This window comes from Aquabacterium sp. CECT 9606 (assembly GCF_918741295.1).
Taxonomy (GTDB): Bacteria; Pseudomonadota; Gammaproteobacteria; order Burkholderiales; family Burkholderiaceae_C; genus Aquabacterium.
Window position 1 is genome coordinate 829,824 of record NZ_CAKKNB010000002.1, and the last position, 16,266, is coordinate 846,089.

Here is a 16,266-nt window from a genome sequence, read left to right on the forward strand (position 1 = left end):
ATAAGATCCTCATCGCCAACCGCGGAGGCAAGGCCGCAGGCCTTGCGGCGAAGCCAAATCGAATGGGCTCGCGCAGCGAGCTGCAGGCGAATTCCCCGCGAGGACACCATGCTGAATAAGATCCTCATCGCCAACCGCGGGGAAATCGCCTGCCGCGTGATCCGCACCGCGCGCAAGCTGGGCTACCGCACCGTGGCCGTCTACAGCGATGCCGACGCGCAAGCGCCCCATGTGGACCTGGCCGACGAGGCCGTGCACATCGGGGGCTCGGCCGCCAGCGAATCCTATTTGCGCATCGATGCCATCCTGGATGCTGCAAAGAAAACCGGCGCTGATGCCATCCACCCTGGCTATGGCTTCCTGTCCGAGAACGAGGCCTTCGCACAGGCCTGCCTTGATGCGAATGTGACCTTCATCGGCCCACCGGCATCGGCCATCCACGCCATGGGCGACAAGGCGCGCGCCAAGAAGCTGATGATCGAGGCCAAAGTGCCGACCGCCCCCGGCTACCTCGGTGAGAACCAGGACGACCAGCACCTCATCAACGAAGCCGAGACGCTGGGCTACCCGCTGCTGGTCAAGGCCGTGAGCGGCGGCGGTGGCCGGGGCATGCGCCTGGTCCACGCCAAGGATGAGCTCGCGCAAGCCATCGTCAGCGCCCGCCGCGAAGCGCAAAGCGCCTTTGGCGATGGCACGCTGATGCTGGAGCGCCTGATCGAGAATGGTCGCCACATCGAGATCCAGGTGTTTGCCGATGCGCACGGCAACGCCGTCTACATCGGCGAGCGCGATTGCAGCGCGCAACGCCGCCGCCAAAAGGTGATTGAAGAGGCGCCATCGCCCATCGTGAGCCCGGCCATGCGCGCGAGCATGGGCCGCGATGCCGTGGCTGCGGCGCTGGCCATCGGCTACCGGGGCGCCGGCACCATCGAGTTCATCGTCGATGCCGACCTGAACTACTACTTCCTGGAGATGAACACGCGCTTGCAGGTCGAGCACCCGGTCACCGAAATGATCTCGGGTCTGGACCTGGTGGAATGGCAACTGCGCGTGGCCGCGGGCCACCCCTTGCCGCTCAAGCAAGAGCAGATCACACTCAGGGGTCACGCCATCGAAGCCCGCCTGTACACCGAAGACCCCTACGCCGACTTTGCGCCGCAGACCGGCCCGATCCGCTGGTGGCGGCCCGAGCGCGCTTTGCACGAAGGTGTGCGCATCGATGGCGGCATCCGCGAAGGCGGCGAAGTCACACCCTTCTACGACCCCATGGTGGCCAAGCTCATCGTGCATGGCCGAGACCGCGATGACGCCATCCGCCGCCTGATCGCCACGCTGGACGACGCGCCCCTGCTGGGCCTGCGCAACAACAGCCGCTTTCTGCGTGACCTGATTGACAGCCAAGCCTTCCGCGACGGCGCCATGACCACGGCCCTGATCGACCAATGGGGCCTGGACAAGCAGCCCATCCTGGACCGGCCTTTGGCCAGCACCGAGGCCTGGCTGATTGCCGCCGCCGCACATGCCCTGAAAGGCCGCGACGATGCCGTTGCCAGGACCCTGCGTTCAGCCAGCGTCACCGATTACGAACTGAAATTGGTCTGCGATGGCCTGCAGCATTGCCTGCACGTCCGCCCCGGTGCCCAAGGCGCCATCACGCTGAACATTGACAAGGACCCCGCCGAGCACAGCCTGCGCGTCATTGCCCACACCGATGGTGTCCTGCGCTACGAGATCGACGGCGTGCGCAAGTGTGTGCTCGCGGTGTGGGTGGACAGTGCCCTGCACCTCGTCATCCAGGCCGCGACCTTCGTGTTTGCCGAGGTGTCACCCTGGCCCAGCAAGGACTCGGCCCATGACCCCAGCCGCGCGGTCTCGCCCGTGGCCGGTGTGGTGGCCCAGGTGCTGGTCAAGCCCGGGGACACCGTCGCCGAGGGCCAGCCGCTGCTCAGCGTCGAGGCCATGAAGATGGAAATGTGGCTCAACGCCCAGGCGCCGGGCGTGGTCAAGGCCGTCCACGTTGCCGTGGGCGAGCAAGTGCAATCCCAGGCCCTGTTGATCGAGCTCGAACTCGGTGAGCTGGACCTGACCGTTACCCCTTCAAAGGAATCATGATGGACAAAGCCATCCTCACCTGCGCGCTGACCGGCGTGCTGACCGACCCCGCGCAACACCCTGTGCCCGTCACAGCCTCTGAGATGGCCGCGGCCGCTCGCGAGGCCTTCGATGCGGGTGCCTCGATCATGCACGTGCACTTGCGCCAGCAGACGCCCGGCATGGGCCGCTTCCCCTCGTGGGACCCAGAAGTGGCCGCCGAGATCGACACGGCCATCCGCGAGGCCTGCCCTGGCGTCATCATCAACCTGACCACTGGCGTGGTCGGGCAAGACATCTCCGGCCCGGTGGCCTGCATCCGCCGCGTGCGCCCCGAGATCGCGGCCTGCAACGCTGGCAGCCTGAACTACCTGAAGATCAAGGAGAACGGGCAGTGGGCCTGGCCGCCCATGCTCTTCGACAACACGGTCGACAAGGTCAAGGGCATGCTCGATGTCATGCATGAAACGCACACCCGGCCTGAGTTCGAGTGCTTCGACGTGGGCATCGTGCGGTCGGTGGGCATGTTCCGCAAGGCCGGCATGACCGACCACCTGGAGTACAACTTCGTGATGGGCGTGGCCTCGGGCATGCCGGTGGATGCCGAGCTGCTGGCCCTGCTGGTCAAGTACCGCGAGCCCGGCACCGTCTGGCAGACCACGCTGATTGGCCGCGAAGAAATCTGGGCCGTTCACCAGGCCACCGCCGACCTGGGCGGCATGCTGCGTACTGGCGTGGAAGACACCTTCTACCTGCCTGGCGGTGAGCGCACCACCGGCAATGGCCCGCTGATCGAAGCCCTGGCGGCCTGCGCCAAGCGCGCTGGCCGCGAGGTGGCGTCGCCCCAGGAAGCCCGCGCCATGCTGGGCCTGCGCGCCCAGGAACTGCACGGCGCGCACCTGACTGCCACAGCGGCGTGAGGATCCGCCGCCTTGCACTTGACGGCAAGGCGGCGCTCAGGTCAAGTCATGGGGTAGATGCGAAATAAGCCCCCGGCTGTCCGATATTTCAAGGTTTAGCGTCGGCCGCGCTGGGGTCCAATGAGGCAAATCCTCTTGAAGATTGCGCGCACCCATGTCGGCCACCCCGTCTGCCCCTGAAGTCTCTGGTGAAAATCCCGCAGTCACCCTGGACTACCTGCTGCGGCGCATGCGCCACAAAAGCGATTTCCCGACCTTGTCGGCGTCGGTGTCGCGCATCCAGTCCTTGTCCGAATCCGAAAACGAAAGCTTGGGCGGCCTGTGCGACGAGATCCTCAAGGACGTCGCGCTCACCCAGAAGCTGCTGCGCCTGATCAACACGCCGCACTACCGGCGTGGGGGTGGCGATGCCATCAGCACCGTCTCGCGCGCGGTGTCGCTGATCGGCCTGGCGGGCGTGCGCAACCTGGCGCTGTCCCTGATGCTGGTCGAGCACATGGAGGACAAGAAGCACGCGCAGCAGCTCAAGGAAGAGTTCTTGCGCACCGTGATGGCGGGTACCCTGGCCAGTGAGTTGTGCACCAGCTCGCGCGAGGCCGAGGACGCGTTCATCGGCTCACTGTTCCGCAATCTGGGCCGCTTGCTGGCCGAGTTCTACCTGCCCGACGAGGCCGTGGAGGTGCGTGAATTGGCCCGCCCGGCGCCCGATGGCACCCCCGCCGGCATGACCGAGGCCGCGGCCTCCGCCCAGGTGCTGGGCATGCCGTTCGAGGACCTGGGCCAGGCCGTGGGCCAGACCTGGGCCTTGCCCGATCGCCTGCTGAACACCATGAAGGCGCCCACGGGCACCGTGCCCAACCGATCAATGCTGGGCAAGCCCGAGCACCAGGCCTGGCTGGCCACGTTGGCCAACGCGGCGGCCGACGCCATGCTGTTCTCGCCCCCCGAAGAGCTGGGCAAGCGCCTGGCCGTGCTCAACCAGAAATACACCGCCTCGCTGGAGCTCAAGCCCGACGCCGTGCAAGAGGCAGCGGCGCGCGCCCGCAAACGCCTGACCGAGCTGACCAAGGCCCTCAAGCTGGATTTGCCCAAGAACGCCCAGGCCGAGCGCCTGCTGGACCACTTCTACGTGGACGCGCCCAACGCTGGCCAGACCGAAGGCCCCGGCCCCGAGGCCTTGGGCCTGGCCCACACGGACTCCGACGGCGAGCTGGACCGCGACCAGGTGGTGATGGCGACCAACTCTGCCGATGTGCTCACCAGTGGCATCCAGGACATCACCAACACCATGGTTGATTCCTTCAAGCTGAACGACATCCTGCGCATGATCCTGGAGACCATCTACCGCGCGCTCGATTGCCGCCGCGTGATCTTCTGCATGCGCGATGCCAAGACCATGCAGCTCATTGGCCGCATTGGCCTCGGCCACGGCGCCGATGGCATGAAGGCCGCTTTCCAGATCCCCTTGAAGCTGGCCCCTGGCGCGCAGGCCGACCTGTTCACCGCCGTCAGCCTCAAGGGCGCCGACACGCTCATCTCGGATGCCAGTGCCGAGCCCATCCTGAGCCGCCTGCCCGTTTGGTTCCGCGACCGCGTTCAGGCGCCCACGTTTTTGCTGTTGCCGATGACCATGAAACACCAGGGCAAGGACATGGTGCTGGGCCTGATCTACGCCGACAAGGCCCAGGCCGGCAGCCTCCAGATCAGCGAGAAAGACCTGTCGCTGCTGCGCACCCTGCGCAACCAGGCCGTGATGGCCTTCAAGCAAACGACCGGGGGATAATCGCGGGCATATGTTCCGCATCGTCCTCGTCGAACCTGAAATCCCGCCCAACACCGGCAACGTGATCCGCCTGGCGGCCAACACCGGCTGCGAGTTGCACCTCATCGAGCCCCTGGGTTTTTCTATGGACGACAAGCTGCTGCGCCGCGCCGGCCTGGATTACCACGAGCACGCGCCAGTGCGCCGCCATGCCAACTGGCAGGCCTTCGTCGATGCCGTGCAGCCTGATCGTTCGCGCATGTTTGCCTTCACCACGCGCGGCAGCCGCCTGTTGGGTGACTTGCAATGGCAGCCTGGCGACTGGCTGGTATTTGGCTGCGAGACGCGCGGCCTTGATCCTGCGCTGCGCGAGCAATTCCCCTCGGATCAACGCGTGCGGCTGCCCATGTTGCCGGAGCAACGCAGCCTCAACCTCAGCAATGCCGTGGCCGTGGCCGTGTTCGAAGCCTGGCGCCAGAACGGTTATTCGAACGGGGTCTGAACGCGTGCGCCGTCGATCTCGGCCTTGGCCTCGCGACTCATCAGCGCACCCACGGCCTTGGCCGGCGTGATGCGGCCTTCCAGCACGGCCACCACGGCTTCGGTGATGGGCATGGCCACGTCCAGGGCCTTGGCCCGTTGCAGCACCGTGGCTGCGCTGTACACGCCCTCGGCCACGTGGCCCAGCTCGGTCAGGATCTGCGCCAGCGGCAGCCCTTCGGCCAGCTTCAGCCCCACCGTGCGGTTGCGTGACAGGTTGCCCGTGGCGGTCAGCACCAGGTCGCCCAACCCTGACAGGCCCATGAAGGTGTCGGCTTGCGCGCCCAGGGCCACGCCCAGGCGCGTCATCTCGGCCAAGCCTCGGGTGATCAGCGCGGCGCGCGCATTCAGGCCGAGTTGCATGCCGTCGACGATGCCGGTGGCAATGGCGAGCACGTTCTTGACAGCGCCGCCCACTTCCACGCCAATCGGGTCGTTGGAGGTGTACACGCGCAAGGTGTCGCTGTGGAAGGCCGCCACCGCCTGGTCGCCCAGGGTGGTGTCGAAACTGGCCGCCACCAGCGCCGTGGGCTGATTGGCCGCGACTTCGTTGGCGAAGCTGGGGCCCGACAACACACCGCAGCGCGCATGCGGGCGCAAGGCCAGGGCGATCTCGTGACCCAGCCGACCGGTGCCTTTTTCAAAGCCCTTGCACAGCCACAGCGCGGCCACGTCTTCAGGCAGGGACTGCAGCACGCCGTCCAGGGCCGCCATGGGCGTGCCGATGATGACCAGGCCACCCTGGGTACCTTGCGCACGCGAATGCGCCACCGCCTCGTTCAGGTCGTGGGTGATGCGCAGGGCGTCGGGGAAAGGCGAATGGGGCAGGTAGCGGTCATTGCGCCGCGCGGCCTGCATGTCGCGCGCCTGGGACTCGTCGCGAGCCCAGAGCAGCACGTGGGGGTTGTGGCGGGCGGCGCTGATGGCCAGCGCCGTGCCCCAGGCGCCCGCGCCCAGAACCGTCAGGTTCATGCGGGTAAAACCGAGATCAGGAGTTCAGGGTTTGGCCAGCGCCGGCTTGCGCTTGCTGCAACTGGGCTTCGTACATGGCCTGGAAGTTGACTTCGGTCAGGTGCACGGGCGGGAAGCCGGTGCGGTTGATGATGTCGGCCACGGTGGCGCGCAGGTAGGGGTACACGATCTGCGGGCAGGCGATGGCCACGATGGGCTGCATCTGCTCTTGCGGCACGTTGCGGATCTCGAACAGGCCGGCTTGCTTGGCTTCGACCAGGAATAGCACCTTGTCGTTGACCTTGGTGGTCACGGTGGCGGTGACGGTGATCTCGAACAGGCCGTCCTTGACTTCTTCGGCGTTCAGGTTGAGCTGAACGTCAACTTGCGGCTGGCCTTGCTCCAGCAGGATGGCGGGCGCGTTGGGCTGCTCCAGCGACAGGTCCTTCAGGTAGATGCGCTGGATGTTGAAGGAGGGTTGGCCGTTGTTGGCTTGGTCGGTCATGGTGAATCCTTGGGATGAAGATGGCGGGCAGCCATTTTTGGCAGGCTGCGCCCGAGAAATGGGTATCGGGCTGGATTATGGACCAGCCGGATGACGGTTCGTATTCGAGGCGGACGCCCCTGACCAGCCGGCCACACGAGGGCAAGTCCTTTTGCGGCCTTACGCCCCGTTCAAAGCCTTCTGCGCCATCAGGTACGCCGCCGCGTTCCAGCTCTGCCCCGCCATGCCCATGGGTTTGAGTGTCTGCCCGTGGAACCACTCGGTGAAGCGCCAATCATCCAGGCTGTTGACATGTGCCAGCTTGGCCAGCTCCTGCTCGGCCTGGGCCTTCTTGCCCAGCTTGGCCAGGGCCAGGGCCCAGAAACCGCCGATGAAGGGCCAGATGCCGCCATTGTGGTACTGGTGTGGGTGGTTCTGCTGGTGGCGCCCCATGTAGGCGCGCCAGAGCTCATGGTCGACGTCGATGGGTGTGGTCACGGCGCGCACCGGGTAGGGGTTGGCCACCTCCGCCGTCTGCAGCGTCTTCATGACGTCCTTCGCCATCGAGTCGTTGGCCAAGCCATACAGCAGTGCCAGCACGTTGCCGAACACATCGCCCTCGTCGCCCACGAACGACAGGTTGACGAAACTGAGGTACAGGCCGGGGTTGCGCTGGCCGCGCCGCGCGTAGTGGCTCAGCAGGCGGCCGCGCCGGTACTCGGGCAGGTCGCGCTTGAAGGGGTGGAACAGGTGGTTGAAGTGGTAGTGCGTCTCTTCCAGGCAGGGCAGCTCGAACAGCAGCTTGACGCGGTACCACAGCGCATTGGTGTACAGCACGAAGCCTGAGCGCGGCATGATGTCGGCCCAGTCGCTGGCCTCGTTTTGCTGCAGCAGAAAGAACTTCTGGTGCTCTTGCGCCATCAGCCAGTTGATGGCCAGATCGACCTGGGGCTGCCAGCGCTCGGCCATGCCAGGCACCCGGCCGTGGCGCCGCACGTGGTCCACGGCGATCAGCCACCACAGCGTGGCATCGATGCAGCCCAGGTACCAGAAGTCGGCGTCTTGCCCTTCAGGGTCCACGTACTTGGGGATCTGGCCGTTGCGGGCTTGCAGATTGGCCAGGGAGTCGAGGCTGTCCACCGCGCCTTGTTCCAGCGCCGCGTCGCCACTGCCGGCCATGGCCAGCACGCAAATGGCGGCATCGCGGCCAAACACGCGGGTGTAGCTGCGGGCTTCTGCGGCATCGGTGCGGCTGGCCGCCAGGATGCCGCGGGGCGTCAGATTGCGGCGCAACAGTTCGAGGGATTCGGTGGTGCAGAGCTGGACCAGCGATTCTTCAACGAGGGCGGCGTGGTTGTTCATGGCGGTCTCCATCGCAACATCTGACGGCATGTTGACACCAATCGCGCCAGGCCGTTCTCCGGAACACCCGGCGATCAGGGGATCTTGTCACGCTTGCTGGTGGGCCACCATTCTTCCAGGCGCGCAGCGGCCCATTCCCGGCCCCCCAGGCCAAAAGCCAGGGCGATGGCCAGGACGATGCCACCCAAGACGATGAGGAAGGCATCGCGGATGATGGTGCCGCCCACCTCCATCTGGTCCAGCGCGATCATCACCACGAAGGCCATGATGGCGTATCGGGCCAGGCGGGACAGCGAATCGCCATCCCGGATACCGGCGTTCTCGCAATAGGTGTACACGGCATTGGCCACAAAGCGCGCGAAGTAGGCACCAAACGCCAGGATCAGCAGCGCCACGATCACCTTGGGCACGAACCACATCACGCGGCCCAGCAATTCGGTCACGTGGGTCAGGCCCAGGCCATTGAAGGCCACCACCAGCGCGATCAGGATGACCAGCCAGTAAGCCAGCAGGCCGAACAAGTCCACCGTGTCGATCAGGGTACCGCCTTTTTTCAGGAAGCTGTCCATGCCCGATCGTTTGGTGAGGATGTGGAAATTGATGGCGCGCAGACCGCGCTGGATGGCAAAACGCGCGGCCTTGGCCAGCAAGATGCCCAGCAGCATGACCACGATGGCCACGCCCAGCCGGGGCACGAAGGCCCCCAGCTCGAACAGGAAGGCCCGGACGGGTTCCAGGTACACGTCGACTCTTTCCATGGATTTGTTCTCCTAGCCTGGCATTTTGAGGATGCCGAGGATGCCCTGCAGCGGGATGCGCACCCAGTCGGGGCGATTGTTCAGCTCATAGCGCAATTCGTACAGCGCTTTTTCAAGTTCGAACAAACCTAACAATCCTTGGCCCGCCTCAAGGGCTTCATGAAGGCCCGCCCCCTGGGTGGCTTGCGCATACGCCGTCAGGAAGGCGGCTCGGGCCTGGGTCTCCCACTCGGTGGCAAAGGGGGCAAGGGTGTTCAGCTCTTCATCGTTCACGGCCGAGCCGCGCAGGGCGCTCACCCTGGCATAGCTGAAGGATCGCAGCATGCCGGCCACGTCGCGCAGGGGGGATTGCTTGACACGCCGCTCTTCGAAACCGCGGCCCGGTTCACCTTCGAAGTCGATGATGACGAAGTCGTTCTTGGTGAGCAAGACCTGCGCGAGGTGGTAGTCACCATGGAAACGCGTCTTGAGGGCATGGGGCGTGCCAGTGGTGAAGCGTTCAATGCGCTGCTGGATCTCGTGACGCGCGGCCAGCACCTGGTGCGCTTCTGCCTGCGCTTCAACGCTGTCCAACTGGCCCAGGCTGTTTTCCAGCAGCATGAGCACGGACCGCGCATCGGTGCTGACGTGCTGGCGGTAGGCCTGCAGGTCGATCGGGGTCAGAGGCTCGGGCTCGAAGGCGGGATTGCCCGTGCGCTGGGCCAGGGCCAGGTGCAGTTGGGCGGTGCGCAGGCCCAGGGTTTCAACCAGGGCCAGGTAAGCGCCGTGCACCCCTTCGGGCACCGACTCGAGGCTGGTGCGGCGCATCTCCAGGTAGCGCTGCAGGTAGCCGGTGGTGTAGGCCCAGCCATCGCCCTGGTTGGGCACATAGCCTTGCACGATCGACAAGGTCATGACCGTGCCATCGTTGGCGGCGTACTCCAGCAAACCGGCCACGGGCACGCAATGCGGGAACTTGACCACCTCGGTCAGGTGCCGGCCGATCTCGACTTCCGGGTTCAGGCCTGCCCGCACGCGGCGGTAGCCTTTGAGGAACAGACGCTCGTTCACCGTGACGATCGTGTTGCTGCTTTGCGCCTGTGGTTTGCCGATGGCCAGGGTGGCGAGCTCATCACCGACCAGGGCATGGAACACCGCCGTGGCGCGAAAGCGCAGCTGGCCCTTGTCGGTCTCCAAGGTCTTGTTGGTGGCGATGGCTTGCAGCAGGGCGCGGCAGAAAACTTCGTCCGCGAATGCATCGGCCATCAGGCCCACGCTGGCTTGCTGGCGAACCCGTGCCACGGCGGACACGGCCAGGCCGCGCATGCGTTCTTCGTCCTTGTCCTCCCAGGCCATGGCCAAGGGCAGGAAGTAGGCGGAGCCGTCCTGGCCCGCCCCGTCGATGTCCACCACGGGCAGCAACCAGCTGTGGCGGCCTTCTTCCCACACGGCCGAGTCCACGATGACCGCGCTCTTGATGGCAGCGCCTTTGGCGGCATACCAGCGTTGTGTCTCGATGTAGCGCGGCAGCATCTGGTTCTCGAACTGCGCGCGGGTCTTGACGGCCAGGCCAATGCGCCAGGGCACCACCTGGTCTCGGAACAGGCTGAGCCAGCCATCGAACAGCACCAGCACGGGCAACTCTTCGGCCGGCGTTTGCTCGCGGTGCCAACTGGGCACGCTCACATCGGTGCTCAGCTTGAACCAGTAGAAGCCGTGGGCGGGAATGGTGAGCAGGTAGGGCAACTCGCCGATGGGAGGGAAGGCGGTGCGGCCCAGCATCTCGACCGGCACACGGCCCTTGAAGCGGGACAGGTCCAGCTCGACAGGCTGGGCCGAGCGGCTGAGGTTGGCCACGCACAGGATGGCGTCGTCGCCGTGCTCGCGCAGGTAGGCCAGCACCTTGCGGTTGCCGGGCTTGAGGAAGTTGAGCTCGCCGCGGCCGAAGGCCTGGCTGGTCTGGCGCACGGCCAGCATGCGGCGCATCCAGTTGAGCAGCGACGAGGGATCGCGCATCTGCGACTCGACGTTGACGGCCTGGTAGCCATACACCGCGTCCATGATGGGCGGCAGGTAGAGGCGTTGCGGGTCGGCGCGCGAGAAGCCGGCGTTTCGGTCGGGGCTCCATTGCATGGGCGTGCGCACACCGTTTCGGTCACCGATGAAGACGTTGTCGCCCATGCCCAGCTCGTCGCCGTAATAGATGATGGGCGAGCCGCGCATCGACAGCAGCAGGCTGTTCATCAGCTTGATGGTGTCGATGTTGTTTTCCATCAGCGGCGCCAGGCGCCTGCGGATGCCCAGGTTGATGCGCGCACGCGGGTCGGCCGCGTAGGTGTTGTACATGTAGTCGCGCTCTTTGCTGGTCACCATCTCCAGCGTGAGCTCGTCGTGGTTGCGCAAGAAGATCGCCCACTGGCAGCTGTCGGGGATGTCCGGCGTCTGCTGCATGATCTCGGTCACCGGGAAGCGGTCTTCCTGGGCGATGGCCATGTAGATGCGCGGCATCAGGGGGAAGTGGTAAGCGGCGTGGCATTCGTCGCCATCGCCGAAGTACTCGCGCACGTCTTCAGGCCACTGGTTGGCTTCGGCCAGCAAGAAGCGGTTTTTGTAGCTGGCGTCGATGGCGGCGCGCAACTGCTTGATGATGTTGTGCGTCTCGGGCAGGTTCTCGTTGTTGGTGCCGTCGCGCTCGATCAGGTAGGGGATGGCGTCCAGGCGGAAGCCATCGACGCCCATGTCCAGCCAGAAGCGCATGGTCTTGAAAATGGCCTCCAGCACCAGCGGGTTGTCGAAGTTCAGATCAGGCTGGTGGCTGAAGAAACGGTGCCAGTAGTAGGCCTTGGCGATCGGGTCCCAAGTCCAGTTCGAGGTCTCGGTGTCGGTGAAGATGATGCGGGTGCCGAGGTACTTCTGGTCGGTGTCGCTCCACACGTAGAAGTCGCGCTCGGGCGAGCCAGGCGGCGCTTTGCGCGCAGCCTGGAACCAGGGGTGCAGGTCGGAGGTGTGGTTGATGACCAGCTCGGTGATGACCTTGAGGTCGCGCTTGTGGGCCTCATCGAGCATGAGCTTGAAGTCGTCCAGCGTGCCGTACTGCGGGTGCACATCGTCGTAGCCCGAGATGTCGTAGCCATCGTCGCGCAAGGGCGAGGGGTAGAAAGGCATCAGCCAGATGGTGTTGACGCCCAGGTCCTTCACGTAATCCAGCTTGGCGGCCACGCCTTTGAAGTCGCCCATGCCATCGTCATTGCTGTCAAAGAAGGCCTTGACGTTGAGCTGGTAGATGACCGCGTCTTTGTACCAAAGGGCGGCGTCGGTCACCGGGGTGGTGGCGCCTTGTTCGGCTTCTTCCAGGTGCGGTGTTCGCGGTGCGTTCATCAAGGCGCTCTCAGGCGAAGTTGTCAAAGCTTTGCTCGTTGTGCTGCCGGCGGCGCACACGGAAAACATGGGCCGGTGATTGCCGTGGATCGAGTATGACGAAGTTGCGCCAACCTTGCCAGGTGAAGCGTTGGTCGCTCAGCAGGTCGTGCACTTCGTACTGTGATTCTTGGTTGAGGCTCAAGATGCTGGCGTCCAGCGTGACCCAGCCGGATTGCGTGTTGTGCGGGTCCAGGTTGACGATGCTCAGGATGAGGTTGTCGCCATCGGCGGTTTGTTTGGCGTAGGCGATGAGCTGGTCGTTGTCGGTGCCCACGAAGCGCAGGCTGTGGTTGGACTGCAAGGCGGGGTTGTCCCGGCGGATGCCGTTGATCTTGGCGATGAACTGGGCCAGGCTGTCGGGCCGCGCCACGTCCCACTCGCCCCAATGGCGCAGTTGGTATTTCTCGGAGTTGAGGTATTCCTCGCTGCCGGGGCTGCGGGGGGCGTTGTCCAGCAGCTCGTAGGCCGGGCCATACAGGCCATAGTTGGACGACAGGGTGGCGGCCAGCACCAGGCGCAAGGCGAAGATGGGGCGGCCACCCGCATGCAGATGCTCGCTCAGGATGTCGGGCGTGTTGGGCCAGGCGTTGGGGCGGAAGTAATCCTTGCCTGGGCCTTGCGACAGCTCCGTGAAGTACTCCGTCAACTCTTGCTTGGTGTTGCGCCAGGTGAAGTAGGTGTAGGACTGCGAGTAGCCCAACTTGGCCAGTCGATGCATGACCTTCGGGCGCGTGAAGGCCTCGGCCAGGAACAGCACCTCGGGGTGCTCGCGCTTGATGGCGGTGATGGCCCATTCCCAAAAAGGGAAGGCCTTGGTGTGCGGGTTGTCGACGCGGAAAATGGTCACGCCTTGGCCGATCCAATGGTCGAACACGCTTTTGAGCTCTTGCCACAAGGCGCGCCAGTCTTCGGTCTCGAAGTTGAAGGGGTAGATGTCCTGGTACTTCTTGGGTGGGTTCTCGGCGTATTGCACCGTGCCGTCCGGGCGCCAGCGGAACCACTCCGGGTGGGCCTGGACATAAGGGTGGTCGGGCGCGCACTGGAAGGCGATGTCCATCGCGATTTCAAGGCCCAGCTCGCGGGCCTTGAGCACCAAGGCACGGAAGTCTTCGGGCGTGCCCAGCTCGGGCAGGATGTCCTTGTGGCCGCCTTCTGCCGCGCCGATGGCCCAGGGGCTGCCCACATCACCGGGCTCGGCGGTCAAGGCGTTGTTGCGGCCCTTGCGCTTGACGCGGCCGATGGGGTGGATGGGCGGAAAGTACAGCACGTCAAAGCCCATCTCGGCGATGTAGGGCAGGCGTTGCTCGACGTCCTTGAAGGTGCCGTGCTTTCCCGGCTGGTCTGAAGCCGAGCGGGGAAAGAGTTCGTACCAGGTGCTGAAGCGGGCGCGTTCGCGGTCGGCCACCAGGGGCAGTTCGGTGGCAAACGAGGTGGCCCGTTGGCGGTCGGGGTAGCGCCGGGCCAGGGCCGCCGGGACTTCGTCCAGGGCCAGGGCCTTCAGCGCGGGTGCATCACCCTGGTGCTTGCGCAACTGTTTCGCCCAGGCCGCGAGCTGGATTCGGTCAGCGGCCTTGGCGCGTTTGGCGGCGTCTTCGATCAGCTCCGCCCCCACGAGGGCGGCAATGCGGATGTCGTCGTCATCGACACGGCGCGTCAACTCGTGGCGCCAGGATTCGAAGTGGTCGACCCAGGCCACCACGGTGTAGAAGTAACGGCCAGGCACCGGGGGCGTGAAAGCCGCGGACCATTCGTCATTGCCCTCAAGGGCCATCTCCACCTCTTGCACGGCGGTGTCGCCCTCGGTCCGCCAGCGCAGCATTACGCGCAGCACGTCGTGGCCGTCAGTGAAGCAGTGGGCCTGGATGCGCATGGGCTCGCCCGCGATGGCCTTGACGGCAAAGCGGCCGCCGTCCACCACGGGCAGCACCGCATCGATCACCGCGCGTTGCAGGCCATCGACGTCAGAGGGTGTCCGTGTGGCCATGCGTTTCCAGTTTGAGGATGATGGTGGACAAGGGAGGCAGGATCAGTTGAAGGGAATGGGGCCGGCCGTGTGATTCTTCAGGCAAAGAGTCAACGCCGCCCAAATTGCCCCAGCCAGAGCCGCCAAACTCCTTGGCATCGCTGTTGAAAACCTCGCGCCAATGGCCGGCCAGGGGCACGCCGGTGCGGTAGTGCTCGCGGGGCAAAGGGGTGAGGTTGACGGCCACCAGCAGGGGCGCAGTGCCTGGTCGGCCCTTGCGCAGAAAAGCCACCACGGTGGTGCTCACGTCATTGCCTTCGATCCACTCGAACCCTGCCTCGGTGAAGTCGATCTGGTGCAAGGCCGGCTCTTCGCGGTAGATGCGGTTGAGTTCGCTGACCATGCGTTGCACGCCCAGGTGTGCCGGCTCCTGCGTCAGTCCCCAGTCCAGTTGCCCTTCGTGCGTCCATTCGCGCACCTGCGCGAACTCGCCACCCATGAACATCAGTTTCTTGCCGGGGTGTGTCCACATCAGGCCGTACATGGCGCGAAGGTTGGCAAAGCGTTGCCACTGGTCTCCTGGCATCTTGCCCAGCAGCGAGCCTTTGCCATAGACGACCTCGTCGTGCGACAAGGGCAGCACGAAGTTTTCGTTGAAGGCGTAGACGAGTGAGAAGGTCAGCTTGCCCAGGTGGTATTTGCGGTGGACCGGGTCTTCGTGCATGAAGGCCAGCGTGTCGTGCATCCAGCCCATGTTCCACTTCATGCCAAAACCCAGGCCGCCCATCGATGTGGGCCGCGAGACCATGGGCCAGGCGGTGGATTCTTCGGCAATCGTGACCACGTCAGGGTGCTCGCGGTACACGGCTTCGTTGAGCTTGCGCAGGAAGTCAACCGCCTCCAGGTTTTCCTTGCCGCCATGTTTGTTGGGAATCCACTCGCCGTGCTTGCGCGCATAGTCCAGATAAAGCATGGAGGCCACGGCATCCACGCGCAGGCCGTCAATGTGGTATTTCTCCAGCCAGAAAATGGCCGATGAGATGAGAAAGCTGCGCACCTCGCCGCGCCCGTAGTTGAAGATGCTGGAGCTCCACTCGGGGTGAAAGCCCTGGCGTGGGTCGGCGTGTTCGAACAGGTGGGTGCCGTCGAAGTACTGCAGACCGTGCTCGTCGGTCGGAAAGTGCGAGGGCACCCAATCCAGGATCACGCCAATGCCGCGCTGGTGCAGGTGGTCCACGAAATGCATGAAATCCTGGGGCGTGCCGTAGCGCGATGTGGGCGCGAAATACCCCGTGGTCTGGTAGCCCCATGAACCATAGAAGGGGTGTTCGGTGATGGGCATCAGCTCCACATGGGTGAAGCCCATCTGTACCACGTAGTCGGCCAGATCATGCGCCAGTTCCCGGTAGTTCACAGGGCCTTGGCCGCCACGCCGCCATGAGCCCACATGGAACTCGTAGATGGACATGGGGGCATCCAGCGCATTCTTGACGTGGCGTGTTTGCATCCATTCGCCGTCCTGCCATTCGTGCTCCAGCGACCAGACGCGGCTGCCTTTGGCGGGTGAGACCTCGGCATGCACGGCAAAGGGATCGGCTTTGTCGGCCACGTACAAGCCGCCGTGGCCATGCACCCGGTACTTGTAGGCGTGGCCATGACGTGCCTGCGGCACCTGCCCCTCCCAAACGCCGCTGTGGTCGTGGCGCAGTTGCATGGGGTTGGCGTGGGGATCCCAGTGGTTCCAGTCGCCGATGACCGACACGCTGATCGCATTGGGCGCCCAAACTCTGAAATGCGCGCCTTCTTGCCCGCCTGTCAGATGGCAGCCCATCTGGTCGTGCAAGCGTGCGTGGGTGCCTTCGCCAAACAGGTACAGATCTTGGTCGGTCAACACGTTGGGGTGCGCTCCATGGTTTTTTCTTGGTGTTGCACTGCAAGAGCAATCGGCGTACCCGAGGCCACATTGGCAGTTGGCTGCCGATCGGGATTTTTTTCTGAACAATGTGCCGGTGCACTGGCTTGGCTGGGAGCGCCAA

At 64.7% G+C, this 16,266-nt stretch carries 11 protein-coding genes; 4 read left to right on the forward strand and 7 right to left on the reverse strand.

The window, feature by feature from the left end; all coding sequences use genetic code 11:
• Positions 1-108 precede the first annotated feature (108 nt).
• The 4 genes from LQ232_RS11560 to trmL all read left to right on the forward strand — a co-directional run bounded on the left by LQ232_RS11560 (position 109) and on the right by trmL (position 5,275).
• Positions 109-2,112: an acetyl/propionyl/methylcrotonyl-CoA carboxylase subunit alpha gene (locus tag LQ232_RS11560; protein WP_230180465.1), complete on the forward strand. Its 2,004-nt coding sequence runs from the start codon at positions 109-111 to the stop codon at positions 2,110-2,112.
• Positions 2,109-3,011, forward strand: a complete 903-nt coding sequence (locus tag LQ232_RS11565; RefSeq protein WP_230180466.1) for a 3-keto-5-aminohexanoate cleavage protein — start codon at positions 2,109-2,111, stop codon at positions 3,009-3,011. Before LQ232_RS11560 ends, LQ232_RS11565 begins: the two co-directional genes overlap by 4 nt.
• 154 nt (positions 3,012-3,165) lie before the next feature.
• Positions 3,166-4,794, forward strand: a complete 1,629-nt coding sequence (locus LQ232_RS11570; RefSeq protein ID WP_230180467.1) for an HDOD domain-containing protein — start codon at positions 3,166-3,168, stop codon at positions 4,792-4,794.
• 10 nt (positions 4,795-4,804) lie between these two features.
• Positions 4,805-5,275, forward strand: a complete 471-nt coding sequence (trmL, locus tag LQ232_RS11575; RefSeq protein ID WP_230180468.1) for a tRNA (uridine(34)/cytosine(34)/5-carboxymethylaminomethyluridine(34)-2'-O)-methyltransferase TrmL — start codon at positions 4,805-4,807, stop codon at positions 5,273-5,275.
• On the opposite strand, the gene LQ232_RS11580 is transcribed toward trmL, so the two are convergent.
• The 7 genes from LQ232_RS11580 to glgB form a co-directional block, all read right to left on the reverse strand.
• Positions 5,257-6,285, reverse strand: coding sequence for an NAD(P)H-dependent glycerol-3-phosphate dehydrogenase (locus LQ232_RS11580; protein ID WP_230180469.1), 1,029 nt, complete (start codon positions 6,283-6,285; stop codon positions 5,257-5,259). The two genes, trmL and LQ232_RS11580, sit on opposite strands and share 19 nt — an antisense overlap.
• A 16-nt stretch (positions 6,286-6,301) precedes the next feature.
• On the reverse strand, positions 6,302-6,769 hold the full coding sequence (secB, locus tag LQ232_RS11585) for a protein-export chaperone SecB (protein WP_230180470.1): 468 nt from the start codon (positions 6,767-6,769) through the stop codon (positions 6,302-6,304).
• A 159-nt stretch (positions 6,770-6,928) separates the two neighbouring features.
• Positions 6,929-8,110 (reverse strand): amylo-alpha-1,6-glucosidase, encoded by a 1,182-nt coding sequence (locus tag LQ232_RS11590; protein ID WP_230180471.1) that lies wholly within the window; start codon positions 8,108-8,110, stop codon positions 6,929-6,931.
• Positions 8,111-8,184: 74 nt separating this feature from the next.
• Positions 8,185-8,868 carry a hypothetical protein gene (locus LQ232_RS11595; protein WP_230180472.1) on the reverse strand — a complete coding sequence of 228 codons (684 nt, stop codon included), beginning with the start codon at positions 8,866-8,868 and terminating at the stop codon, positions 8,185-8,187.
• 12 nt (positions 8,869-8,880) lie between these two features.
• On the reverse strand, positions 8,881-12,225 hold the full coding sequence (treS, locus tag LQ232_RS11600) for a maltose alpha-D-glucosyltransferase (RefSeq protein ID WP_230180473.1): 3,345 nt from the start codon (positions 12,223-12,225) through the stop codon (positions 8,881-8,883).
• A 10-nt stretch (positions 12,226-12,235) separates the two neighbouring features.
• Positions 12,236-14,251: an alpha-1,4-glucan--maltose-1-phosphate maltosyltransferase gene (locus LQ232_RS11605; RefSeq protein ID WP_230180474.1), complete on the reverse strand. Its 2,016-nt coding sequence runs from the start codon at positions 14,249-14,251 to the stop codon at positions 12,236-12,238.
• Positions 14,229-16,124: a 1,4-alpha-glucan branching protein GlgB gene (glgB, locus tag LQ232_RS11610; protein WP_230180475.1), complete on the reverse strand. Its 1,896-nt coding sequence runs from the start codon at positions 16,122-16,124 to the stop codon at positions 14,229-14,231. The genes LQ232_RS11605 and glgB overlap by 23 nt, the downstream gene beginning before the upstream one ends.
• Positions 16,125-16,266 lie beyond the last annotated feature (142 nt).

Bases quoted from the DNA above. Each gene is read 5' to 3' on its own strand.
- LQ232_RS11605 (WP_230180474.1), bottom strand. From the start codon at position 14,251: ATGGCCACACGGACACCCTCTGACGTCGATGGCCTGCAACGCGCGGTG.
- LQ232_RS11595 (WP_230180472.1), bottom strand. From the start codon at position 8,868: ATGGAAAGAGTCGACGTGTACCTGGAACCCGTCCGGGCCTTCCTGTTC.
- LQ232_RS11560 (WP_230180465.1), top strand. From the start codon at position 109: ATGCTGAATAAGATCCTCATCGCCAACCGCGGGGAAATCGCCTGCCGC.
- secB (WP_230180470.1), bottom strand. From the start codon at position 6,769: ATGACCGACCAAGCCAACAACGGCCAACCCTCCTTCAACATCCAGCGC.
- LQ232_RS11590 (WP_230180471.1), bottom strand. From the start codon at position 8,110: ATGAACAACCACGCCGCCCTCGTTGAAGAATCGCTGGTCCAGCTCTGC.
- LQ232_RS11580 (WP_230180469.1), bottom strand. From the start codon at position 6,285: ATGAACCTGACGGTTCTGGGCGCGGGCGCCTGGGGCACGGCGCTGGCC.
- LQ232_RS11565 (WP_230180466.1), top strand. From the start codon at position 2,109: ATGATGGACAAAGCCATCCTCACCTGCGCGCTGACCGGCGTGCTGACC.
- trmL (WP_230180468.1), top strand. From the start codon at position 4,805: ATGTTCCGCATCGTCCTCGTCGAACCTGAAATCCCGCCCAACACCGGC.
- LQ232_RS11570 (WP_230180467.1), top strand. From the start codon at position 3,166: ATGTCGGCCACCCCGTCTGCCCCTGAAGTCTCTGGTGAAAATCCCGCA.
- treS (WP_230180473.1), bottom strand. From the start codon at position 12,225: ATGAACGCACCGCGAACACCGCACCTGGAAGAAGCCGAACAAGGCGCC.